This is a genomic window from Pseudomonas rhizoryzae, from assembly GCF_005250615.1.
Taxonomy (GTDB): Bacteria; Pseudomonadota; Gammaproteobacteria; order Pseudomonadales; family Pseudomonadaceae; genus Chryseomonas; species Chryseomonas rhizoryzae.
In genome coordinates, this window is sequence record NZ_SULM01000010.1 from 96,027 (window position 1) to 117,879 (window position 21,853).

19 protein-coding genes are annotated in these 21,853 nt (G+C 66.9%); 6 read left to right on the forward strand and 13 right to left on the reverse strand.

All coding sequences use genetic code 11. The features are described 5' to 3' along the window. Positions 1-33: 33 nt before the first annotated feature. The 3 genes from holA to leuS are packed head-to-tail and all read right to left on the reverse strand — an operon-like array spanning position 34 to position 4,429. Positions 34-1,077, reverse strand: a complete 1,044-nt coding sequence (holA, locus tag FAZ11_RS17380) for a DNA polymerase III subunit delta (protein ID WP_058774283.1) — start codon at positions 1,075-1,077, stop codon at positions 34-36. A gap of 48 nt (positions 1,078-1,125) precedes the next feature. Continuing rightward, positions 1,126-1,740 (reverse strand): LPS-assembly lipoprotein LptE, encoded by a 615-nt coding sequence (locus tag FAZ11_RS17385; protein ID WP_058762187.1) that lies wholly within the window; start codon positions 1,738-1,740, stop codon positions 1,126-1,128. 25 nt (positions 1,741-1,765) lie between these two features. Beyond that, positions 1,766-4,429, reverse strand: coding sequence for a leucine--tRNA ligase (gene leuS / locus FAZ11_RS17390; RefSeq protein WP_058774284.1), 2,664 nt, complete (start codon positions 4,427-4,429; stop codon positions 1,766-1,768). 177 nt (positions 4,430-4,606) lie between these two features. Between leuS and FAZ11_RS17395 the strand changes: the two genes are divergently transcribed. Continuing rightward, positions 4,607-4,930, forward strand: a complete 324-nt coding sequence (locus tag FAZ11_RS17395; protein WP_237141893.1) for a hypothetical protein — start codon at positions 4,607-4,609, stop codon at positions 4,928-4,930. Positions 4,931-4,970: 40 nt separating this feature from the next. After that, positions 4,971-5,732, forward strand: a complete 762-nt coding sequence (locus FAZ11_RS17400) for a YdcF family protein (protein WP_058774285.1) — start codon at positions 4,971-4,973, stop codon at positions 5,730-5,732. Here the strand turns inward: FAZ11_RS17400 and lnt are convergent. The 5 genes from lnt to miaB all read right to left on the reverse strand — a co-directional run bounded on the left by lnt (position 5,723) and on the right by miaB (position 11,290). Continuing rightward, positions 5,723-7,270, reverse strand: coding sequence for an apolipoprotein N-acyltransferase (gene lnt, locus FAZ11_RS17405; protein ID WP_074529473.1), 1,548 nt, complete (start codon positions 7,268-7,270; stop codon positions 5,723-5,725). The genes FAZ11_RS17400 and lnt overlap by 10 nt on opposite strands. 234 nt (positions 7,271-7,504) lie before the next feature. Beyond that, complete coding sequence (locus FAZ11_RS17410; RefSeq protein WP_058767787.1) at positions 7,505-8,341, reverse strand: HlyC/CorC family transporter; 837 nt, start codon at positions 8,339-8,341, stop codon at positions 7,505-7,507. A 7-nt stretch (positions 8,342-8,348) separates the two neighbouring features. Continuing rightward, positions 8,349-8,804 (reverse strand): rRNA maturation RNase YbeY, encoded by a 456-nt coding sequence (gene ybeY / locus FAZ11_RS17415; RefSeq protein ID WP_137279382.1) that lies wholly within the window; start codon positions 8,802-8,804, stop codon positions 8,349-8,351. Then, on the reverse strand, positions 8,794-9,813 hold the full coding sequence (locus FAZ11_RS17420; protein ID WP_058762194.1) for a PhoH family protein: 1,020 nt from the start codon (positions 9,811-9,813) through the stop codon (positions 8,794-8,796). The genes ybeY and FAZ11_RS17420 overlap by 11 nt, the downstream gene beginning before the upstream one ends. Before the next feature lie 103 nt (positions 9,814-9,916). Then, entirely contained in the window at positions 9,917-11,290 is a 1,374-nt protein-coding gene (gene miaB, locus FAZ11_RS17425) for a tRNA (N6-isopentenyl adenosine(37)-C2)-methylthiotransferase MiaB (protein ID WP_137279395.1), read from the reverse strand. Between the two features lie 290 nt (positions 11,291-11,580). Between miaB and FAZ11_RS17430 the strand changes: the two genes are divergently transcribed. After that, positions 11,581-11,916, forward strand: coding sequence for a DUF1820 family protein (locus FAZ11_RS17430; protein WP_058762196.1), 336 nt, complete (start codon positions 11,581-11,583; stop codon positions 11,914-11,916). Between the two features lie 53 nt (positions 11,917-11,969). Here FAZ11_RS17430 and FAZ11_RS17435 read toward each other — a convergent pair whose 3' ends face one another. The 4 genes from FAZ11_RS17435 to FAZ11_RS17450 all read right to left on the reverse strand — a co-directional run bounded on the left by FAZ11_RS17435 (position 11,970) and on the right by FAZ11_RS17450 (position 15,442). After that, a complete protein-coding gene (locus FAZ11_RS17435; RefSeq protein WP_058762197.1) occupies positions 11,970-12,515 on the reverse strand; it encodes a tetratricopeptide repeat protein in 546 nt (181 codons plus the stop codon). A gap of 198 nt (positions 12,516-12,713) precedes the next feature. Beyond that, on the reverse strand, positions 12,714-14,000 hold the full coding sequence (hemL, locus tag FAZ11_RS17440) for a glutamate-1-semialdehyde 2,1-aminomutase (protein WP_058772692.1): 1,287 nt from the start codon (positions 13,998-14,000) through the stop codon (positions 12,714-12,716). An 18-nt stretch (positions 14,001-14,018) separates the two neighbouring features. After that, on the reverse strand, positions 14,019-14,648 hold the full coding sequence (gene thiE / locus FAZ11_RS17445; protein WP_058772693.1) for a thiamine phosphate synthase: 630 nt from the start codon (positions 14,646-14,648) through the stop codon (positions 14,019-14,021). Next, positions 14,645-15,442, reverse strand: coding sequence for a hydroxymethylpyrimidine/phosphomethylpyrimidine kinase (locus FAZ11_RS17450; RefSeq protein WP_058772694.1), 798 nt, complete (start codon positions 15,440-15,442; stop codon positions 14,645-14,647). Before FAZ11_RS17450 ends, thiE begins: the two co-directional genes overlap by 4 nt. A 190-nt stretch (positions 15,443-15,632) precedes the next feature. On the opposite strand from FAZ11_RS17450, the gene FAZ11_RS17455 reads away from it, so the two are divergent. The 3 genes from FAZ11_RS17455 to amn all read left to right on the forward strand — a co-directional run bounded on the left by FAZ11_RS17455 (position 15,633) and on the right by amn (position 20,644). Further along, positions 15,633-17,366, forward strand: coding sequence for an ABC transporter ATP-binding protein (locus FAZ11_RS17455; RefSeq protein WP_058772695.1), 1,734 nt, complete (start codon positions 15,633-15,635; stop codon positions 17,364-17,366). Continuing rightward, positions 17,363-19,108, forward strand: coding sequence for an ABC transporter ATP-binding protein (locus tag FAZ11_RS17460; protein ID WP_058772696.1), 1,746 nt, complete (start codon positions 17,363-17,365; stop codon positions 19,106-19,108). Before FAZ11_RS17455 ends, FAZ11_RS17460 begins: the two co-directional genes overlap by 4 nt. 63 nt (positions 19,109-19,171) lie before the next feature. Further along, positions 19,172-20,644 carry an AMP nucleosidase gene (gene amn, locus FAZ11_RS17465; protein WP_058772697.1) on the forward strand — a complete coding sequence of 491 codons (1,473 nt, stop codon included), beginning with the start codon at positions 19,172-19,174 and terminating at the stop codon, positions 20,642-20,644. 102 nt (positions 20,645-20,746) lie between these two features. On the opposite strand, the gene FAZ11_RS17470 is transcribed toward amn, so the two are convergent. Continuing rightward, positions 20,747-21,646: a DMT family transporter gene (locus tag FAZ11_RS17470; RefSeq protein ID WP_058772698.1), complete on the reverse strand. Its 900-nt coding sequence runs from the start codon at positions 21,644-21,646 to the stop codon at positions 20,747-20,749. Positions 21,647-21,853: the final 207 nt, after the last annotated feature.

Below are 21,853 nucleotides of genomic sequence, written 5' to 3' on the forward strand. Positions count from 1 at the left end.
CGCTGATTACAAGGGCCGCTATTGCAGGGGCAGCTATTGGAGGGGCTTGCCCAGCGCCAGGCGCTTGCCGGCGAGCACCAGGGCAAGGCTGGTCAGGGTCAGCCAGACGTCGCCGGGCGCCTGGCCCTTGATCTGTTCGTCAGCCACCTGGGCATCGCGCAGCAGGGCTTCCAGACGCCGGGCGCCATGCCGTTGCAGGGCGCGGGTCATCAGTGGGCGGCGCTTGTCCCACACCGGCGGCTTGACCTGGGTGAAGGCGCGCTCCAGCGGCGTACCGCTCTCCTGCAACTGGGCCAGATTGGCCAGCAAGCGTATTTCCCGCGCCAGGGCCCAGAGCACCACGGCGGCTTCCACACCTTCGCCGCGCAGGCCTTCGAGGATGCGCAGGGCGTGCGCCGCCTCGCCGGCGAGGGCGGCGTCCAGCAGGCCGAAGACGTCGTAGCGCGCGCTATCGGCGACCGTGGCGCGGACGGTTTCGGCATCCACCTGGGAGCCTTCGGTGAGCAGGCGGAGCTTCTCGATCTCCTGGGCGGCGGCCAGCAGGTTGCCCTCCACCCGCTCGGCGATCAGTTCGACCGCCTCGGGGGTGGCGGCCAGCCCCAAGCGCGACAGGCGCTGGTTGATCCATTGCGGCAGCTGCGCCACTTCCACCGGCCAGATCTGCACGAATTGCGCCTGCTCGTGCTCCAGCAGGGCCTTGGCCCACTTGGTCTTCTGGGCCGCGGCATCCAGGCGGGGCAGACTGATCAGCAGCAGGGTGTCCTCGGCGGGACGCGCCAGGTAGTCGAGCAGGGCGGCGGAGCCCTTGTCCCCCGGCTTGCCGGTGGGCAGGCGTAATTCGAGGATGCGTTTCTGGGCGAACAGCGAGAGGCTGGCGCCGGCTTCGTAGAGGCGGCCCCAATCGAAGCTGGCGTCGACGTCGAAGACTTCGCGTTCGTCGAAGCCCTGGGCGCGCGCCGCACTGCGAATGGCGTCGCTGGCTTCCTGGCAGAGCAGCGGCTCATCGCCGCTGACGGCATAGACGGCGGCCAGCGAGCCCTGGAGTTGCTTGCCCAGCTGATTGGCGTTGAGTTTCATGAGGGGCCGTGACGGCAGCCCGGAGCCTGGCGGCTCCGGGTGCTGCGCTTAGCGCGCGGGGGTGGGGATTTCGATCGGCGACTGCTGCGGCGGCGCGGACTCGCGGGCGCGGCGCTCGGCTTCCTGCTGGGCGGCGGCACGGGCGTCGGCGTCGCGCTGCAGCTTGTCCAGACGCTCCGGCGTCAGCGCCTGCAGGCGAGCGGCCAGCTGCTGCACCAGTTCGCGGCGCATTTCGCGACGCAACTGGTCCTTTTGCTGCTCGGAACCGACGATGTTGTTCTGGTCGGTCACGTAGTAGCGCTGGGTTTCCAGGTAGTCGCTGAGCAGCACGGTCTGGTTCTTGCCGAGGATGCTGTAGGGCTGGCGGGTGGTCAGCTCGACCTCGGCGCTGCGGGCGCCGCTGGTGTAGCTGGCGGTACGCTCGCTCTGTATCTCGCCGCCCAGTGCCAGGGTATAGGGCGCGCCCGAGGTGACCCGTACATGGGCGTCCTCGAGCATGTCGCGCACGTCCTTGATGGTCTGGCCATAGGCATCGCGGGCCGTCAGGTTCAGCTCGGTGATTTGCAGGCGGGTTTCGCCGGTACCGCGCAGCTGGAAGCCGCAGGCGGTCAGCAGGGTCGCCAGGCCGACTACCGCAAGGCCGGGGAGAATCCGTTTCTTCATCTGTTATCTGCTCCGTTCGCGTGTCTTAGTTGGCGACGATGTTGACCAGTTTACCCGGGACCACGACGACCTTGCGGATGGTCAGACCCTCGGTGAAGCGTGCCACGTTCTCGTTGGCGCGGGCAGCGGCCTCGATGGCCTCGCGGCTGGCATCGGCCGGGACTTCGATCTGGCCGCGCAGCTTGCCGTTCACCTGGATGACGATCTGCAGGCTGTCCTGCACCAGGGCGCTCTCGTCCACCTGAGGCCAGCGGGCGTCGATGACCGCGTCGCTGTGGCCCAGTTGCTGCCAGAGGCCGTGGGCGATGTGCGGGGTGATGGGCGCCAGCAGCAGGGTGACGGCCTCCAGGCCTTCCTGCAGCAGGCGGCGATCGGTGTCGCTGTCCTGGGCGGCCTTCTCCAGCACGTTCATCAGGGTCATGACGGCGGCGATGGCGGTGTTGAACTTGTGGTGCTGACCGATATCCTGGCTGGCCTGGCGGATGGCCAGGTGGATGGCGCGCCGCACCTCCTTCTGGGCCGGCGACAGCTCGCCGAGGGCGCCGGCGCTCGGCAGGCCCTGGCTCACGTGGGCCTGGGCCAGGCGCCAGACGCGGCGCAGGAAGCGGCTGGCGCCCTCGACGCCGGAATCGGACCATTCCAGGCTCATGTCCGGCGGCGAGGCGAACATCATGAACAGGCGGCAGGTGTCGGCGCCGTACTGGTCGATCATCGCCTGGGGATCGACGCCGTTGTTCTTCGACTTGGACATCTTCTCGACGCCACCGATTTCCACCGGTTGGCCGTCGCTCTTCAGGCGCGCGCCGATCACCTTGGCCTTGGCATCGCGTTCCACCTCGACATCGGCCGGGTTGAACCAGTCCTTGCTGCCGTTGGGATTGGTGCGGTAGTAGGTCTCGGCCACCACCATGCCCTGGGTCAGCAGGTTCTCGAAGGGCTCGTCGGAGTCGATCAGGCCCTGGTCGCGCATCAGCTTGTGGAAGAAGCGCGAGTAGAGCAGGTGCAGGATGGCGTGTTCGATACCGCCGATGTACTGGTCGACGGGCAGCCAGTAGTTGGCTTCTTCCTTGTCCAGCATGCCGCCGGTGAACGTCGGCGAGGCATAGCGGGCGAAGTACCAGGAGCTTTCGACGAAGGTGTCCATGGTGTCGGTTTCGCGGCGGGCCGGCTGGCCATTGCGCGGATCGACGGTCTCGTAGAATTCCGGCATGCGCGCCAGGGGCGAGCCGGCGCCGTCGGGCACCACGTCCTCGGGCAGCACCACCGGCAGCAAATCGGCCGGCACCGGGATGTCGACGCCGTCGTCACCGTGGATGATGGGGATCGGGCAGCCCCAGTAGCGCTGACGGCTGATGCCCCAGTCGCGCAGGCGGAACTGGGTACGCGGCTGGCCCAGACCCTTGGCCTGCAGGTCGGCGCCGATGGCGTCGAAGGCGGCGTCGTAGCTCAGGTTGTCGTAGGCGCCGGAATTGATCAGGAAGCCGTCCTTGCTGGCGTACCAGTCCTTCCACTGCACCGGGTCGAACTGGTAGCGCTCGTACTCCTCGGGGCTGTAGTCGTCCGGATTGGCCAGCACCTGGGTGGCCTCTTGGGTATCCACCACCTGGACGATGGGCAACTGGTACTTATTGGCGAATTCGAAGTCACGCTCGTCGTGACCGGGCACGGCCATGACCGCGCCGTCGCCGTAGTGCATCAGCACATAGTTGGCGACCCATACCGGCAGGCGGGCATCGGTCAGCGGATGGCGGACGAACAGGCCGGTGTCCAGGCCCTTCTTCTCCTGGGTGGCGATGTCGGCTTCGGCGACGCCGCCGCGTTTGCACTCGTCGATGAAGGCCTGCAGCTCGGCATTGCCCTGGGCAGCCTGGGTGGCCAACGGGTGCTCCGCGGCCACGGCGACGTAGGTGGCGCCGAGCAGGGTGTCGGGGCGGGTGGTGAAGACCTTCAGAGTGCCTTCGGCACCGATGCTGTCCTGGTCATAGGGGAATTGCACCTCCATGCCGCGGGACTTGCCGATCCAGTTACGCTGCATGGTCTTGACCTGCTCGGGCCAGCCGGGCAGGCCGTCGAGGGAGGTCAGCAACTCTTCCGCATAGTCGGTGATGCGGAAGTAGTACATGGGGATCTCGCGCTTCTCGATCAGCGCGCCGCTCCGCCAGCCGCGGCCGTCGATGACCTGCTCGTTGGCCAGTACGGTCTGGTCCACCGGGTCCCAGTTCACCGTGCCGTTCTTGCGGTAGATGATGCCCTTCTCGAACAGCTGGGTGAACAGCCACTGCTCCCAGCGATAGTAGTCCGGCTTGCAGGTGGTGACCTCGCGGGACCAGTCGATCGCCAGGCCCAGGCTCTGCAGCTGGGACTTCATGTAGGCGATGTTCTCGTAGGTCCACTTGGCCGGGGCCACGCCGTTCTTCATGGCGGCGTTCTCGGCAGGCATGCCGAAGGCGTCCCAGCCCATGGGCTGCAGCACGTTCTTGCCCAGCATCCGCTGGTAGCGGGCGATGACGTCGCCGATAGTGTAGTTGCGCACGTGCCCCATGTGCAGCTTGCCGCTGGGGTAGGGGAACATCGACAGGCAGTAGAACTTCTCCTGGCCCGGGCGCATGACGGCCTTGAAGGACAGATTCTGGTCCCAGAAGGACTGGGCGGCGGCTTCTATTTCGCGGGGCTGGTAGTGTTCGTGCATGGGCGTGTCGAGGGCTGCAGAGGCGTTTGATCGAGCCGCCAAGCATACATGACCCCCCGAGTGCGGGGAAATGTCCCGCTCCGCCGCTTGTTTCGCACTCCGGGGGAGGCAAGGTCGGAAGGGCCGTACTAGGCTGTTTAAACGCCTGTTCCATCACCCGGGAGGATAATGCCCATCATGGGAAAGTTTCGACGCAAGTCCGAACGCCTGCCAGCCGATGTGCGCCTGCAACGGCGTCTGGCGCTGGCGCTGGATGAAGCCGCGACCCAGGAGCGCCTCTACGATCTGACGGCAGGGGAAATCGAGGTCAGCGGCCTGAGTTCGGCGGAGTACGCCCTGGTGAAGCGCTGGCTGGCGCGGCGCCAGGCGCCGGATGCGGCCCTGGCCTGTTGCCTGAGGTGCGGACAGGTACAGCCGGCAGGCACCTTCTGCAACCAGTGCCAGCGCCAGCAAGCCCTGGTGGAGAGTCCTTCTGCCTGGGCCCAGGCTCCCCTACACTGAGCGTCGCCGCGGCCCTGGGGTCGCCCCGACGGAAGTGACCATGGGCCTGCGCTATTTCTTCAAGCAACTGTTACTGCCGCCTGGCGGCCTGCTGCTGCTCCTGCTCGGCGGCTGGTGGCTGCGGCGCCGCCATCCCCGGCTGGGATTGCTGTGCTTCTGTTGTGGTCTGCTGGGACTCTGGGCCAGCACCCTGCCGGTGGTGGTGGAGTTCGGCGGTCGCCTGCTCGAGCGCGATATCGCCTTGCCGCCGGCCAGTTGGCCGTGGCTGGCGCAGCGGGCGGATGCCATCGTCGTGCTCGGCGCCGGGCGCGAAGTGGACGATCCGGGTTGGGGCGGCGATGCCGCCAGTCACCTGGCGGTGGAGCGACTGCGCTATGCCGCGCGCCTGGCCAAGGCCAGTGGCTTGCCGGTGCTGATCACCGGGGGCTCGCCCTATGATCGGCCGCTCAGTGAAGCGGCCCTGATGACCGAGGTGATGGAGCGCGATCTGGGGGTGCCGGTACGTTGGCAGGAGGGGGCCAGCCGCACCACCTGGGAGAACGCCACGCTCAGCGCGCCTATATTGCGCGAGGCGGGGGTCAAGCGGGTGGTGCTGGTGACCCAGGCCTATCACATGGCCCGTTCGCGCTGGTGCTTCGAGCGCCAGGGCTTCGAAGTGGTGGCGGCGCCCGTGGGCTTCATCGGTATTCCCAACGGGCGGCCCTTCGGCGGTTGGCTACCGGAAGCCAAGGCGGTCGAGCAGACCGCCCAGTTGCTCAACGAGGCCGCCGGCCTGCTAATGTACCCACTGGCCTATCGCTGAGTGACCACCAGCGGCGCCGGTTCGGGTCTGTCCTGCCGGCGCAGCAGCAGGCCCCACAGCAGGACCAGGGCGGAGAAGATCTCCAGCGGCCAGCGGTGGTACCGCAGATAGGGCGTCAGGCCCTCCATGGGCACCACGGTGCCCTGCAGCACGCCGACCTGGTAGGGCGGAATCTGCCGGCTGATGCGACCGAAGGGATCGACCAGCGCCGTGATGCCGTCGTTGGTCACCCGGATCAGCCAGCGACCGGTTTCCAGGGCACGCATCTGGGCCATCTGCAGGTGCTGCTGCGGACCGATGGATTTGCCGAACCAGGTGTCGTTGCTGATGGTGAGCAGCAATTGACTCTGGGCGGCCATGTCGGCGACGAATTCCGGATAGACCACCTCGTAGCAGATGAAGGGCGCCACACGATAGCCCTTTACCAGCAGTGGTTGCTGGTTTTCGGGGCCGCGCACGAAGTCGGACATGGGCAGATCGAAGAAGCCGATCAGGCCACGCAGGTATTCCTGCAGCGGCACGTATTCGCCGAAGGGCACCAGCTTCTGCTTGTAGTAGGTGCCTGAGCCGTTACCGACCGCGGTGATGCTGTTGAAGTAGCGCGACTCGCCATTGGCATCGCGTTCCCGGTCGGGTAGGCCGGTCACCAGGGCGCCGCCGTGGGCCGCGACCTGGGCGCCTTCGGCGGCGAGGAAGTCGCTGACGTATTCGCGCAGCACGGGAATGGCATTTTCCGGCCAGACCACCAGATCGGCATCGGTCTGCTCGGCGGTGCGGTCGCGATAGAGCGCCAGGGTGGCGCGCGCGTGGTCCGGATTCCACTTGAGTTCCTGGGCGATGTTGCCCTGTACCCCGGCGACCTTGAGCGGAGCGCCGGCCGGTTGCGTCCAGACCTGGCCCTGGAAGACGTCGCCGGCGACCCAGGGCAGCGCCAGCAGCACCAGCGCCGTCACCAGCGCCGCCGGACGCCGCAGCAGGCGCGGGAGGTTGACCAAGAGCGCCGCCGTGAGCGCCAGCGCCGCCGAAATCAGCCAGACACCGCCCAGGGGCGCCAGGCCCTGCAGCGGGCCGCTCAGCTGGCTGTAGCCGAGGAACAACCAGGGAAACCCGGTCAGCGCCCAGCTACGGAACAACTCCAGGGCGAACCACAGGCCGGCGAAGGTGAGGGCATCGCCCAGGGGCGCCTGGTTGCGCCTCAAGCACAGCGCCCAGAGCCAGGCGGGCAGGGCGAAGAACAGCGCGATGCCGGCGCAGAAACCCACGGTGAGAAACAGCGCCAGGGGCGTCGAAGCCGCGCCGTAGGTATGGATGCTGACGTAGATCCAGCTGGTACCGGCGAGGAAGGCGCCGAAGCCGTAGCACCAGCCGCGCAAGAAGGCGCGCCAGGCGGTGAGGCCCTTGAGGCCGAGGTAGAAGAGGCCGGCGGACACCAGTGCCAGCGGCCAGATGTTGAAGGGGGCCAGTGCCAGGGGCGTGAGGGCTCCGGCGAAAAGCGCCAGAAGGTTGCCCTTCCAGCCGGGTTGGGTGGTCCAGCGCATCGAGAATCCTTGGTCCGATCGAGGCTGCGCAAGCTTACTCGCCAGCGCGGGGGAGTGCCAAAGGCGCGTGCGGGGAGTGAGCTGGATTGCAGAGGGGAGGGGGAGTGGCGATCCGTAGGTTGGGCTGAGACAGCTCCAGCGTCGAAGCCCAACGGGGTCGACCTCGCGGCAAGGCCTGTTGGGCTTCACTGCGCTCAACCCAACCTACGGTGGTCCGTAGGCGGGCGCGCCGTGCTAGCGATTGACCGGGGTCACCCGCAGCAGATGGATGCGGCGACCGTCGGCGTTGAGCACGCGGAAGCGGAAGTCGTCGATCACCGTTTCTTCGTTGCGCTTGGGCAGGTGGCCCAGGCGATTCATCACCAGGCCGCCGGCCGTGTCGGCCTCGGTGTCGGCGAAGCGGGTTTCCAGGATTTCGTTGAGCGTGTCGATGGGGGTGAGCGCCTTGACCACGAAGTCGCCATTGGGCAGCGACTTGATGAAGCTCTCTTCCTCGACGTCGTGCTCGTCCTCGATCTCGCCGACGATCTGCTCCAGCACGTCTTCGATGGTCACCAGGCCGGCGACGCCGCCGTATTCGTCCACCACGATGGCCATGTGGTTATGGGTGGTACGGAATTCGCGCAACAGCACGTTGAGGCGCTTGGATTCGGGCACGAAGGTGGCCGGGCGCAGCGCCGACTTGAGGTCGAAGGTGCGCTCGTGGTCCAGCAGCAGGGGCAGCAGGTCCTTGGCCAGGAGCAGGCCGAGGACATCGTCGGGGCCGTCGCCGATCACCGGATAGCGGGAGTGGGCGGCCTCGATCACCGCCGGCAGGAATTCCGCGGGGGTCTGGTGGGCGCGGATGCTGATGATCTGGGAGCGCGGCACCATGATGTCGCGCACCTGGAGGTCGGCCACCGAGATGGCTCCCTCGACGATGGACAGCACCTCGCTGTCGAGCACCTTGTTCTCGTGGGCTTCGCGCAGCAGTTCCAGCAGCTCTTGGCGGCTCTTGGGTTCATGGGCAAAGGCCTGGACGATGCGTTCCAGCCAGGAACGATGCCCATTGCCTGATCGATCTTCGTTCATGTGTGTGTCATTCACCGTAGGGATCGGGGTAGCCCAGTTCTGCGAGCAATTGGCGTTCCAGGTCTTCCATCTCCTCGGCTTCGTCATCTTCCAGATGATCGTAGCCGAGCAGGTGCAAACAGCCGTGGATGACCAGGTGCGCCCAGTGCGCCTTGGCGAGCTTGCCTTGCTCGGCGGCCTCGCGGGCCACCACGGGGGCGCAGATCACCAGATCGCCGAGCAGGGGGATATCGAGGAATTCGTCCGGCACGTTGGCCGGGAAGGACAGCACGTTGGTGGCGTAGTCCTTGTGCCGCCAGGTGCGATTCAGCTCGCGGCCTTCGGCTTCGTCCACCAGGCGGATGGTGAGTTCCGAGTCGCCCTGGCGGGCGCGCAGGGCCAGTTCACACCAGCGGCGTAAGTCCGGCTCCTCGGGGAGGTCGGCCGCCTCGCTGGCGACCTGGACGTCCAGCTCAATCGCCATGGCGATCGTCCCCGTTGGCATTGGCGCGCGGCTGAGCCTGCAGCGCCTCGAAACGGTCGTAGGCCTCGACGATGCGCTGCACCAGCGGATGGCGCACCACGTCCTTGGACTCGAAGTGGGTGAAGCCGATGCCGGGGACATCGCGCAGCACTTCGATGACGTGCTTGAGGCCCGACTTGGTGCCGCGCGGCAGGTCGACCTGGGTGACGTCACCGGTGATGACCGCGGTGGAACCGAAACCGATCCGGGTGAGGAACATCTTCATCTGCTCGAGGGTGGTGTTCTGACTTTCGTCGAGAATGATGAAGCTATTGTTGAGGGTGCGACCGCGCATGTAGGCCAGTGGCGCGACCTCGATCACCTGGCGCTCGATCAGCTTGGCCACCTGCTCGAAACCGAGCATCTCGTAGAGGGCGTCGTACAGCGGGCGCAGGTAGGGGTCGATCTTCTGCGCCAGGTCGCCGGGCAGGAAACCGAGTTTCTCGCCGGCTTCCACCGCCGGGCGCACCAGCAGGATGCGGCGGATCTGTTCGCGCTCCAGGGCGTCCACGGCGCAGGCCACGGCCAGGTAGGTCTTGCCGGTGCCGGCCGGGCCTATGCCGAAGTTGATGTCATGATCGAGGATCGATTTGACGTAGCGCTGCTGGTTGGCGCCGCGCGGACGGATCATGCCCTTCTTGGTGCGCAGGGCCACGCTGGTGTCGCCGCCGCGATGCTCCTGCTGCAGGGCTTCCAGGCCGGACTCCTGCAGATAGAGATGCACCAGTTCCGGCGCCACCGGGGTGCCGCTGGCGGTCTCGCGATAGAGGCGCTGCAGGAGATTCTGCGCGGCGCGAGTGCGCTCGGAATCGCCAACCAGTTCGAACTGGTTGCCGCGGTTGCGGATCTCGATACCGAGGCGGCTTTCGATCTGGCGCAGATTTTCATCGAGCTGGCCGCACAGGTTGGCGAAGCGGTCGGCATCGAAGGGTTCGAGGGTGAAGTGCTGGAGCGTCTGAGGGGTATTCAACGGTACTGGGAGACCCTTTGGCTGACTTTACGAAAACTTGACGTTGCTTGACTGGAGAGTAACCCGCGTCGCGCCCTTGGCAAAGGGCGCATGCGACCATCCATCAGGCCAGCGCGACGGCGACGGGTGGGCGGGCGCCGTTGGCGACGGGGCTCAGCAGGGTGCCCCGCAGGGAGTGCGGCAGGGCCTCGTCGATCTGTACCTGGACGAACTGGCCGATCAGGCTGGCATCGCTGCAACGGAAGTTGACGATGCGGTTGTTCTCGGTACGGCCCTGCAGCATGCCGGGATCGCGCTTGGAAAAGTCGCTGACCAGGATGGTCTGGACGCTGCCAGCCATGCGCCGGCTGATCTCGAAACCCTGCTGATGGATGCGCGTCTGCAGGATCTGCAGGCGCTGCTTCTTGACCTCGTCGGGGGTGTCGTCGACCAGGTCCGCCGCCGGGGTGCCAGGGCGGGCGCTGTAGATGAAGGAGAAGGAGAAGTCGAAACCGACGTCCTCGATCAGCTTCATGGTCTGCTCGAAGTCCTTCTCGGTCTCGCCGGGGAAGCCGACGATGAAGTCCGAGCTGATGCAGATGTCGGGCACCGCCGCCTTGAGCTTGCGGATGCGCGACTTGTATTCCAGCGCCGTGTGGTTGCGCTTCATGGCCGCCAGGATGCGATCCGAACCGGCCTGCACCGGCAGGTGCACGAACTTCACCAACTCCGGGATCTCGGCGTGGGCCTGGATCAGGGCGTCGGAGAATTCCAGCGGATGCGAGGTGGTGTAGCGGATGCGGTCGATGCCGTCCACTGCCGCCACCACATAGAGCAATTCGGCGAAGTCGGCGATACGGCCATCACCGGTGGCGCCGCGATAGCCGTTGACGTTCTGGCCCAGCAGGGTCACCTCGCGCACGCCGTGCTCGGCGAGGTGAATGATCTCGGCGAGGACGTCGTCCAGCGGCCGGCTGACCTCTTCGCCACGGGTGTAGGGCACCACGCAGAAGGTGCAGTACTTGCTGCAGCCTTCCATGATGGAGACGAAGGCGCTGGGGCCGTCGATGCGCGGCTCGGGCAGGCGGTCGAACTTCTCGATCTCGGGGAAGGAGATGTCCACCTGGGGTGCCCGGGTGGTGCGCGCGGCGTCGATCATTTCCGGCAGGCGGTGCAGGGTCTGGGGGCCGAAGACCACGTCGACGTAGGGCGCGCGATCACGGATGGCGGCGCCTTCCTGGCTGGCCACGCAGCCACCGACGCCGATCACCAGATCGGGATTCTCCAGCTTGAGTTCGCGCCAGCGACCGAGCTGGGAGAACACCTTCTCCTGCGCCTTCTCGCGGATCGAGCAGGTGTTGAGCAGGATGACGTCGGCCTCGGCCGGATTCTGGGTGACTTCCAGGGGCTCACGCTCGCCGAGCAGGTCGACCATGCGCGACGAATCGTATTCGTTCATCTGGCAGCCATGGGTTTCGATATAGAGCTTCTTGGACATGCGCGGCAGGGAGTCGGTGGCGAGTGGACCGCGCATTATAGTGATGGCCTCAAGGACGGGGAAGAGCCGCCCGGAAGCGGCGGTCTGCCTACGGTGGTCGCTCGTGGCAGCGGGATGGCCCTGTTCGAGGCGGTCGAGGCTGCGCTAGCCAAGGCCCTGATCGGCTTGACGCCGTGACCGTGCAACAGGCGTCATTGGGCCTCCCGGAGCAGCCTGAGCCAGCGGCTGTTCTCGGTCGAGGCCCATGCTATGCTCGCCGCCCTTTTTCCCATCGAACCTCGCGCATCGCCATGAGCTCATCCCCCAGCAAGCCGGCCATCTACAAGGTGATCTTCGTCAACCAGGGTCAGGTCTTCGAGATCTACGCCAAGCAGATCTTCCAGAGCGATCTCTGGGGCTTCCTGGAAATCGAGGAGCTGGTATTCGGCGAACGTACCCAGGTGGTGGTGGACCCCAGCGAGGAAAAGCTCAAGGCGCAATTCGAAGGGGTGGTACGCAGCTTCGTACCGATGCATTCGATCATCCGCATCGACGAGGTGGAGCGCCTGGGTCAACCGAAGATCAGCGAGGCCAAGGGCGGCACCAATGTCATGCCGTTCCCCATGCCGATGCCCGACAAGAGCTGAGCATCGCTTAAGGACATCAGCGCTGGGCGAGCTACTGGGCCAGCGCTGAGAGATCAGTTCTGCGGCGGTTGGAAGGGATTCATGTTGCCGGCGGTCTGCATGTCCTGCAGATAGTCGCGGAAGATCTGGCCCAACACCTGGGTGGCCATCTCCAGCTCGTCACGGCGCATCTGGGCGCTGACCAGGTCGGCGGTGTCCATGGCTTCGTCGTTGCCGTTGATGGCGGCCATCTTCAGCACGATATAGGCCTGGATGTTGTTGGGGGGGACGCCTTCACCGCGAAAGAACATGTTGCCCAGGCGATTCTGCGCATCGGCATTGCCCTTGAGCGAGGCCTGCTCGAACCACTGGCGCGCCTGGTTGAGATCCTTGGGCGTCTGCTTGCCTTCGTAGTAGAAATCACCGAGTTCGTACTGCGCCTGGGCGTCGCCGTCGTGGGCGATCTGCTGGCAGCGGGCGATCGCCTGCGCCAGGGCTTCGTTGGCCAGAGTCAGGTTGCAACGGCTGGTGCTGGGGACGAGCAGGGAGTTGCCACCGGCCCAGGAGGCCAGGGGCAGCAAAAACAAGGCTGCGCAGAGGATACGACCAGCGCGGTGCATGAAGCGCCTCCACAATCGAGGCAGGTTCTTAGAACCCGGCCGGCGAAACGCGCCGACGTCTCATTATGGGTCAAGCCGCCGCACGCTTTCAAAACCTTTACGCGTAACGGTGGAACTTTTTTACCTGTGACGCCGGCCTCTCAGCTAGGTGAGAGGTCCGGCCGGGTAGAGAGGTTCCGGGAGCGAGACGGACGGTCCTCAATCGGTAAAGGTGGCGAAGGCTCGTTCGGCGGCATCCAGGGTGATGCGCAACTCCTCGTCGCCATGGGCGATGGAGGTGAAACCGGCCTCGAAGGCACTGGGCGCGAGGTATACGCCGCCGTCCAGCATCAGGTGGAAGAAGCGCTTGAATCTCTCGCTGTCGCTGGCCATGACGTCGCTGAAGGTGACGATGTCTTCGGCGCCGCTGAAGTAGAGGCCGAACATGCCGCCCGCCTGGGTGGTGACGAAGGGTACACCGGCCGCATCGGCGCGATCCTGCAGGCCTTGCAGCATGCGCGTGGTGTAGTCGGTCAGCTCGGCGTGGAAGCCGGGGCGGCGGATCAGTTGCAGGGTGGTCAGGCCGGCGGCCATGGCCAGCGGATTGCCCGACAGGGTACCGGCCTGGTAGACCGGACCGAGCGGGGCGATCTTTTCCATGATCTCGCGCTTGCCGCCGAAGCAACCCACCGGCATACCGCCACCGACGATCTTGCCGAAGGTGGAGAGGTCCGGGCGGATGCCGTAGTACTCCTGGGCGCCGCCCAAGGCGACGCGGAAGCCGGTCATGACCTCGTCGAAGATCAGCACCACGCCATAGCGATCACAGAGGCTGCGCAGACCTTCCAGGAAGCCCGGCGCGGGCGGTACGCAATTCATGTTGCCGGCCACCGGCTCGACGATGATGCAGGCGATCTGGTCGCCGGTTTTTGCCAGGGTCTCTTCCACCTCGGCCAGATCGTTGTAGGCCAGGGTCAGGGTGTGCTGGGCGAAGGCCGCCGGCACGCCGGGCGAGCTGGGCACGCCCAGGGTCAGGGCGCCGGAACCGGCCTTGACCAGCAGGCTGTCGGAGTGGCCGTGGTAGCAGCCCTCGAACTTGATGATGGTGTCGCGCCCGGTGTAGCCGCGCGCCAGGCGGATGGCGCTCATGGTGGCCTCGGTACCGGAGCTGACCATGCGCACCATGTCCATGGACGGCACCAGCTCGCAGATGAGCTCGGCCATGGTGGTTTCCAGGGCGGTCGGCGCGCCGTAGGAGAGGCCGTGCTCCAGCTGGCGGCGCACGGCATCGAGCACGTCCGGGTGGCTGTGGCCGAGGATCATCGGACCCCAGGAGCCGACGTAGTCGACGTAACGCTTGTCGTCTTCGTCGACCACATAGGCACCCTGGGCATGCTTGAAGAACAGCGGGGTGCCACCGACGCTCTTGAAGGCACGCACCGGCGAATTGACGCCACCGGGGATGTGGCGCTGGGCTTGGTCGAAGAGTTGGGCGGAGCGGGACATAGAGGCTTCCTCAATGGATCAGGCCGCGAACAGTCGGGCGAAGGCGCGCGCGCGGCGCTCCACCTCGCCTGGCGTGGCGGCGGAAAACAGGGTGTGGACGACGGCGAGCAGGTCGACGCCCCGTTCGAGCAGCAGGGGGGCGTTGTCCAGGGTGACGCCACCGATGGCGCACAGGGGCCGGTTGAAGCGACTGCGGGCCTGGTCGAGCAGGTCGAGGGGCGCTGGCGGGGCGTTCGGCTTGGTGCTGGAGGCGAAGAAGCGGCCGAAGGCCAGGTAGCTGGCGCCGGCCTGGGCAGCGGCCGCGGCCAGCTCCAGGCTGGCATGGCAGGTGCCGCCGATGATGGCATCCGCGCCCAAGTCGGCGCGGGCCGCGGCCAGGGAGCCGTCTTCCTGGCCCAGGTGCAGGCCGACGCCCAGGGCGCGGGCCAAGGCCAGGTCATCATTGATGATCAGAGTAGCGTCGTGCTGCCGGCAGAGGTCGGCCAGGGCGGCGGCTTCGTCGTGGCGGCGATGGGCGTCCCCTGACTTGTCGCGGTACTGCACCAGGCGGGCACCGCCTTGCAGCGCAGCTTCGACGTAGGTCAGCAGGCGACCCTCGGCGAGCAAGGCGCTGTCGGTGATGGCGTAGAGCCCGCGCAACGGACTCATGAGCAGAAGTCCAGCGGCAGGCGGCGTGGCACGTACTGGCCGCGACCGGGTCTTTCGGCGTCCCTCAGGGTACGCCAGGTGTAGTCCAGGGCGCTGCGCACGGCGCTGGGCAGGGCTTCGCCCAGGGCCAGGCGCCCGGCCAGGGTGCTGGCCAGGGTGCAGCCGGAGCCGTGGTAGCTGCCGGGCAGGCGCTGGCAGACATGGGTCTCGCAGCGGCCGTCGCGGTCATAGAGGCGGTTGTGCACCTCGTGCTCTTCGCCATGGCCGCCGGTGATCAGCAGGTGGGCGCAATGGGGCAGCAGGCGTTCGGCGCATTGCTCCGGGGTGCCCTCGGGCAACTCGGCGAGGATGCGCGCCTCGGGCAGATTGGGGGTGGCGATGGTGGCGCGTGGCAAGAGGCGCTCGCGGATGGCGTAGCCGACCTCGTCCTTGCCCAGGGCGCCGCCGCCGCCGGCGCGCAGCACCGGATCGCACACCAGCGGCACGCCGGGCAGGGCTTCCATGATTTCCAGCACCGTCTCGACCATCTCCACCGAGCCGAGCATGCCCAGCTTGACCGCCGCCACCGGCAGATCGGCGATGATCGCCCGCGCCTGGGCCAGCACCCACTCGCGATCCAGCACGCGGAAGTCCTGGACGTCGACGGTGTCCTGCACGGTCAGGGCGGTGACCGCGGGGGCGGCGTGGCAACCCTGGGCGAGCAGGGCCTCGATGTCGGCCTGCAGGCCGGCGCCGCCACTCGGATCGTGGCCGGACAGACAGAGGACGACGGGACGTTGGGGTTCGAGGGTCATGGACGTCAGCCTAGCAAAGAGAAGGGGGCGCAGCGGCCGGGCGCGGCAGGGAGTGGCACCCTACAACGACCTCGCGCCCCGCGCCACCCGTTGCCGTCACCCATTGATATGGGACCCAGATCGGACGACGGAACTCCGTTACCCCGGAGTGAGCCGATATACTGCACCTTTGGTTGCCTAAGGCGGATATATGGCGTTGTGGCGGTTGTTGCGTGATTTTTTCCTCCGCCAACGGCGTGCCTACGGGACCGCCATCCTTTGCCTGTTGGGCGTCGGCCTGCTCAACCTGACCCTGCCCTGGTGGATCGGCAAGGCCATCGATGCCCTGCGCGCGGGCGAGCTGGATCAAACCGGGCTGCTCTGGCGCGTCGCCCTGATCCTGGTGGTCGGCTTTGGCCTCTATGTACTCAGGTATCAGTGGCGGGTGCGGCTGTTCGGTACCTCCTACCAGGTCGGCGTGGAGCTGCGCGATGCCTTCTTCGCCAAGCTGGCGCGCCTCGATCCCGGCTTCTTCCAGTCCAGCCGTACCGGTGACCTGCTGGCCCGCGCCACCCAGGACATCGACGCCGTGGAGACCGCCGCGGGCGAAGGAGTGCTCGCCAGTTTCGACGGCATGCTGACCCTGCTGCTGGTGCTGCTGGCCATGTTCATCGGTATCGATGCTCCCCTGGCGGCCCTGGCGCTGCTGCCTTTTCCCTTCATGGCCTGGGGCTTCTACCGCGTGGCGCGGCGGGTGCAGCAGCGCTTCGGCCTGGCCCTGGCGGGCTTTTCCGCGCTCAACGACCGTACCCAGGAAGCCCTGAGCGGCCTGCGCATGTTGCGCCAGCACGCCCTGATCGAAGCCGAGCTGGACGACTTCGACGAACGTGCCCGCAGCGTGGCCAAGGCCGACTACCAGGTGCAGCGCACCGAAGCACGTTACGAGCCGATCATCTTCGTCGCCCTGAGCCTGGCGACCCTGCTGACCCTGGTGATGGGCAGTTGGCGCTATCTCGACGGCCATATCACCCTCGGCCAGTTGACCAGCTTCAGCCTCTATCTGGTGCAATTGATCTGGCCGATGTTCGCCATTGGCTGGTGCTTCAATCTGCTGCAGCGTGGCGAGGCGGGAGCGCGCCGACTGGAAGAGGTGTTCGCGGTGACCGAGCGTATCCGCGACGAGGGCACCCAGACGCCGCCGGACCAGGCCGATCTGTCGGTCTATATCCCGGCCTTCACCTATCCCCAGGCGCGCCAGCCGGCTTTGCAGGACGTGGTCATCGACCTGCCCGCGGGCGACACCCTGGGTATCGTCGGCGCCACGGGCAGCGGCAAGAGCACCCTGCTGCGCTTGCTCTTGCGCCAGTTTCCGCTGGAGCAGGGCTGCATCCGCCTGGGCGGGGTGCCGCTGGAGGACTATCGACTGGCCGACCTGCGGGCCCAGTTCGCCTATGTGCCCCAGGACCCCTTCCTGTTCGCCCGCACCCTGGGCGAGAACGTCGCCCTCAGCCGGCCGGATGCCACCGCCGGGGAGATCCGCGAAGCCCTCGACGCCGCCGCCTTCGGCACCGACCTGGCGGCCTTGCCCCAGGGGCTGGATACCCCGGTGGGCGAGCGCGGCCTGACCCTCTCGGGCGGCCAGCGCCAGCGGGTGGCCCTGGCCCGGGCGCTGCTCTCGCCGGCGCCCATCCTGCTGCTGGACGACACCCTCTCGGCGGTGGATACCGCCACCGAAGCCCGGCTGTTGAAGACACTGGCCCGACTGCAAGGGCGGACCACCCTGATCGTCAGCCACCGCCTCTCGGCGGTGCAGCAGGCTGACGAGATCATCGTGCTCGACCAGGGCAGCCTGATGGAGCGCGGCCGCCATGCCGAATTGCTCGCCGCGGGCGGGCTCTATGCCCGACTCTGGACCCTGCAGCAGGCCGAGGAGGCTCGCCAATGACCAGGACCCGCGTGCTCTCGCTGCTGCTCAAGCCGGTACTGGCCAAGCCACGCAAACTGGCCGGCACCCTGGCGATCCTGGTCATCGCAACGCTGTGCGACGTGCTGGGACCCTGGCTGACCAAGTACTACCTGGACACCTATCTGGTGCCCCATGACCTGCGCCTCTGGCCGCTGGTGGCCCTGGTAGCGGCCTATGTGGTCTCCCAGGGGCTGGCCGCCTATGGGCGCTACCTGCAATCGCTGAGATTTGCCGAGATCGCCATGGACGTGGTGCTCTTGCAGCGGCGCCGACTGTTCCGCCACGTTCTCAGCTTGCCGCAGAGTTTCCATGACCGCACCGCCACCGGCGAACTGGTGGCGCGGGTGACCAACGACACCGATGCCCTGCGTGAACTCTATGTGGCCTTCCTCGGCAACATGGTCGGCAATATCGTGCTGCTGATCGGCATTCTGGTGGCCATGGCGCTGCTCGACGTGCGGCTGATGGCCATCGCCGTGCTGCTGATCCCGGCGGCGGTGCTGATCGTCTGGGCCTATCAGAGATACAGCGGCGCGGCGGCCATGGAGGTGCGCATGCTACGTGCCGAGCAGAGCGCGCGGCTGGGCGAGGCCATCGGCGGCATGGGGCTGTTGCAGGCCTTCAACCAGACCGAACGCTTCCGTCAGGATTTTCAGCGGCTCAACCGGGCCCAGTATGGCGCGCGCATGCGCACCATCCGCGTCTCCGGCCTGTTGCTGCGCTCGGCGCTGGATCTGGTCAGCGTGGCGGTGCTGGCGGTACTGCTGCTGGTCTACGGCCTGGGCCATTTGCAGGGCGGCGCCGAGATTGGCGTGCTCTATGCCTTCGTCACCTACCTGGGGCGAGTGACCGAGCCGTTGATGGACATCACCCAGAGATTCAACCTGTTCCAGCAGGCCTCGGTGGCCGGCACCCGGTTGCTGCACCTGCTCGAAGAGAAACCGGCGCTGAGCGGCGAAGACGACCGCCCCATCGCGACCGCGCACTTCCACCTCGACGCCGTACGCTTCCGCCACGCCGGCGCCGGGCACGACACCCTGCACGGCATCGACCTGGACATCGCACCGGGCACCTTCCTCGGCATCGTCGGGCCGACGGGCAGCGGCAAGTCGACCCTGCTCGATCTGCTCGCCGGGTTGCAGCCTATCAGCGGCGGCAGTCTCTGCCTGGACGGGCGCGAGCTGGGCAGCCTGACGCCTGAAGTACTGGGCGCGGCCTTGGCCAGCGTGCCCCAGGAGCCCTTCATCCGCTCCAGCAGCCTCAGGGACAACCTCTTGCTGGGCAGCCAGGTCCCGGATGCGCGACTGCGCCAGGCCCTGGCCGCCGCCCACCTGGACGATCTGGTGGCGCGGCTGCCCGAGGGGCTGGATACGCTACTGGGCGAACGCGGTTTCACGCTGTCCACCGGCGAGCGGCAGTTGTTGGCGCTGGCCCGGGCACTGCTGCGCGAGCCCAAGGTGCTGCTCCTCGACGAGGCCACCGCCAGCATCGACAGCGCCACCGAGGCCCGGCTACAGCAGGCGCTGGACGAATTGCGCGGCCAGGTCACCCTGATCGTGGTGGCGCATCGGCTCTCCACCATCCGTCACGCCGACCGCATCCTGGTGCTGCGTGATGGGCGCAAGGTGGAGGAGGGTAGCCACGAGGAGCTGTTGCAGCGACCCAAGGGCCACTATCGGCGGCTGTGGGAACAGCACGCGGCAGGGGAAAAGATCGCGTAAGTCGTTGTCATGCGGGGGTGTTAGGGTGTCAGCTATAGCCAGTGACATGACAAGGAAACCCGCATGACCTCCGTATCCGAGGATTTCACCACCGTTGCCACGGCCAGCGAAGCGGTCGACCGTCTCGCGGCGCTGCATGACGAGGCCACCCAGGCCCTGGGTGCCGCCCTCAAGCGTTATCTCAAGGATCGCGTCGAGCCGAGCGCCGCTGAGCGCGAGCTGTTCCGCTATCCCGAGATCCGCATCCGCTACCGCGCGCCCGGCGTGCCCCCGGCCACCACCCGCGCCTATGCCAAGATCCAGTTGCCCGGCACCTACGTGGCCACGGTCACCCATCCGGCGGCCTTTCGCGGCTATCTGCTGGAACAGCTCGAACCCCTGATGCGGGACTATGACCTCCAGGTCGAGGTCGGGCGCAGCCGCCAGGACATCCCCTATCCCTATGTGGTGGAGCAGGGCGACGAACTGGCCGGCAGTGGCGTGACCGCCGCCGAGCTGGCGCGGGTCTTCCCCAGTACCGATCTCTCCGCCGCCCACGACGACATCGCCGACGGCCACTACGACTGGGAACGCATCGATCCGCTGCCGCTGGCGCTGTTCGACGCCGCCCGTACCGATTTCTCGCTGCGCCGCATCGTCCACTACACCGGCAGCGACTGGCGCCATGTGCAGCCTTGGATCTTGCTGACCAACTACCACCGCTACGTCGATCAGTTCATCCAGCACGGTCTGGAGCAACTGCGCAGCGATCCACGCTTCGTGCGTCTGGTGCTGCCGGGCAACGTGATCATCGAGCGCGACATGGACCCGACCGAGGCCCAGGCAGTCATCGCCGCCATCGCCTGGCACCGCTTCCAGATGCCGGCCTACCACCTGATCGCCGGTGACGGTCATGGCGTCACCCTGGTCAACATCGGCGTGGGCCCGTCCAACGCCAAGAACATCACCGATCACCTGGCGGTGCTACGCCCGCACTGCTGGCTGATGATCGGCCACTGCGGCGGCCTGCGGCAGTCGCAGACCATCGGCGACTACGTGCTGGCCCACGCCTACATGAGACGCGACGGCATCCTCGACCGCGTGGTGCCGCCGCATATCCCCATCCCGGCCCTGGCCGAGGTACAGGTAGCGCTGCAGGAAGCCGCCGCCAGCGTCACCGGCGAACGCGGCGAGGCGCTCAAGCGCCGCCTGCGCACCGGTACCGTGCTGACCTACGACGATCGCAACTGGGAATTGCGCTGGGCCCAGGAACGCCCACTGATCAACCTGGCCCGCGCCGTGGCGGTGGACATGGAGAGCGGCACCATCGCCGCCCAGGGCTATCGCCTGCGCGTGCCCTACGGCACCCTGCTATGCGTCTCCGACAAGCCCCTGCACAGCGAGATCAAGCTGCCGGGCTCGGCCAACGCCTTCTATGCCCGCGCGGTGAGCCAGCACCTGGCCATCGGCATCGCTGCCCTGGACCAGCTGCGTACCCAGCTCGACTCCCTGCACTCGCGCAAGCTGCGCAGCTTCGACGAGCCGCCGTTCCGGTAAAAACGTTGGGGCTGTTGGGCTTCGCTGCGCTCAACCCAACCTACGGGCCGGGACTCCGGTAGGTTGGGTTGAGACAGCTCCATCGTCGAAGCCCAACGGTGCTTACCGCCGCGTCGTCACTGTCGATTCGCTATGCAAGACCAGCCAAACCGCCAGCCCTATCACCAGCGCGCCTAGCAAGGCATTGGGTGCCAGGGTTTCGCCCAGGACCAGATAGCCCCAGAGCACGCCGAACGGCGGGACCAGAAAGGTGACGCTGAGGGTGCGTAGCGGCCCGAGATCGGCCAGTAGCCGGAAATACAGGATGTAGGCCAGGGCGGTGCACAGCAGGCCGACCGCCAGGACGCTGACCCAGGCGCTCATGGGTGGCGCGGCGGGCAGCGGATTCATGGCCAGGGTCGCCAGGCTGAACGGCAAGAGGAACAGCGTCGCGCCCACCTGGCTGCCGAAGGCGACCAGGGTGGCATCGAGGCCCCCACGGTCGCCGATCCAGCGGCGTGCCAGGTAGCCGGCGGTACCGTAGCAGGCCGTGGCCAATAGGCAGGCGGCGATGCCGACCAGCATGCCCGTCCCCGCATCCCCGTCGCCGCGTGGAACGATCAAGGCTACTCCGAGCACGCCAGCGGCCACGCCGAGCCATTTGCGCCGGCTCAGGACCTCGCTAAAGCAGGCGCAGCCGATCAAGGCGCCCATCAAGGGCGTGGTGGCATTGAGCAGCGCCGAATAGCCCGCGGGAAGGGCGCGCGCCGCCAGGCAATACAGCAGGAACGGCAACCCGGAATTGACGACGCCGAGCAGGGCCGACGACCAGAACTTGCCGGCGAAACGCCAGGAACGCCGCATCAGGAGCAGCAGGGCAGCCAGCCCCAGGGCGCCCAGCGCTACCCGCAGGAAGGCGGTATTCACCGCACCGAAGGCCGGCACCGCGATGCGCATGAAGAGAAAGCTCGCGCCCCAGATCGCCGCCAGCAGTAGCAGCTTCAATCCATTCGCCTGGTCCATCCCTTAGCTCCCGATCAGTGGCGTTTTCGCTCGGGTGAGTATCCCCGCGGGCGCCCGGCCAGGCCGGCCGTTTTCGGTCAGGGCAATCGCGGAAAGGCTGAGTCTGAACGGTCCTGTCATCGCCTATTCGGAACATCTCGTCGCCCGCTCCGGTCGGTTACCGGAGAGGGGTGAGTCCGCACGCGTCACCGTTCGGTAAAGATGATG

Excerpts from the sequence above, each read along its gene's own strand:
- FAZ11_RS17460 (WP_058772696.1), top strand. The coding sequence starts at position 17,363 with ATGACCAGGACCCGCGTGCTCTCGCTGCTGCTCAAGCCGGTACTGGCC.
- FAZ11_RS17430 (WP_058762196.1), top strand. The coding sequence starts at position 11,581 with ATGAGCTCATCCCCCAGCAAGCCGGCCATCTACAAGGTGATCTTCGTC.
- thiE (WP_058772693.1), bottom strand. The coding sequence starts at position 14,648 with ATGAGTCCGTTGCGCGGGCTCTACGCCATCACCGACAGCGCCTTGCTC.
- miaB (WP_137279395.1), bottom strand. The coding sequence starts at position 11,290 with ATGTCCAAGAAGCTCTATATCGAAACCCATGGCTGCCAGATGAACGAA.
- FAZ11_RS17400 (WP_058774285.1), top strand. The coding sequence starts at position 4,971 with ATGGGCCTGCGCTATTTCTTCAAGCAACTGTTACTGCCGCCTGGCGGC.
- holA (WP_058774283.1), bottom strand. The coding sequence starts at position 1,077 with ATGAAACTCAACGCCAATCAGCTGGGCAAGCAACTCCAGGGCTCGCTG.
- FAZ11_RS17395 (WP_237141893.1), top strand. The coding sequence starts at position 4,607 with ATGGGAAAGTTTCGACGCAAGTCCGAACGCCTGCCAGCCGATGTGCGC.
- FAZ11_RS17410 (WP_058767787.1), bottom strand. The coding sequence starts at position 8,341 with ATGAACGAAGATCGATCAGGCAATGGGCATCGTTCCTGGCTGGAACGC.
- hemL (WP_058772692.1), bottom strand. The coding sequence starts at position 14,000 with ATGTCCCGCTCCGCCCAACTCTTCGACCAAGCCCAGCGCCACATCCCC.
- leuS (WP_058774284.1), bottom strand. The coding sequence starts at position 4,429 with ATGCACGAACACTACCAGCCCCGCGAAATAGAAGCCGCCGCCCAGTCC.
- FAZ11_RS17470 (WP_058772698.1), bottom strand. The coding sequence starts at position 21,646 with ATGGACCAGGCGAATGGATTGAAGCTGCTACTGCTGGCGGCGATCTGG.
- ybeY (WP_137279382.1), bottom strand. The coding sequence starts at position 8,804 with ATGGCGATTGAGCTGGACGTCCAGGTCGCCAGCGAGGCGGCCGACCTC.
- FAZ11_RS17435 (WP_058762197.1), bottom strand. The coding sequence starts at position 12,515 with ATGCACCGCGCTGGTCGTATCCTCTGCGCAGCCTTGTTTTTGCTGCCC.
- amn (WP_058772697.1), top strand. The coding sequence starts at position 19,172 with ATGACCTCCGTATCCGAGGATTTCACCACCGTTGCCACGGCCAGCGAA.
- FAZ11_RS17455 (WP_058772695.1), top strand. The coding sequence starts at position 15,633 with ATGGCGTTGTGGCGGTTGTTGCGTGATTTTTTCCTCCGCCAACGGCGT.
- lnt (WP_074529473.1), bottom strand. The coding sequence starts at position 7,270 with ATGCGCTGGACCACCCAACCCGGCTGGAAGGGCAACCTTCTGGCGCTT.
- FAZ11_RS17385 (WP_058762187.1), bottom strand. The coding sequence starts at position 1,740 with ATGAAGAAACGGATTCTCCCCGGCCTTGCGGTAGTCGGCCTGGCGACC.
- FAZ11_RS17450 (WP_058772694.1), bottom strand. The coding sequence starts at position 15,442 with ATGACCCTCGAACCCCAACGTCCCGTCGTCCTCTGTCTGTCCGGCCAC.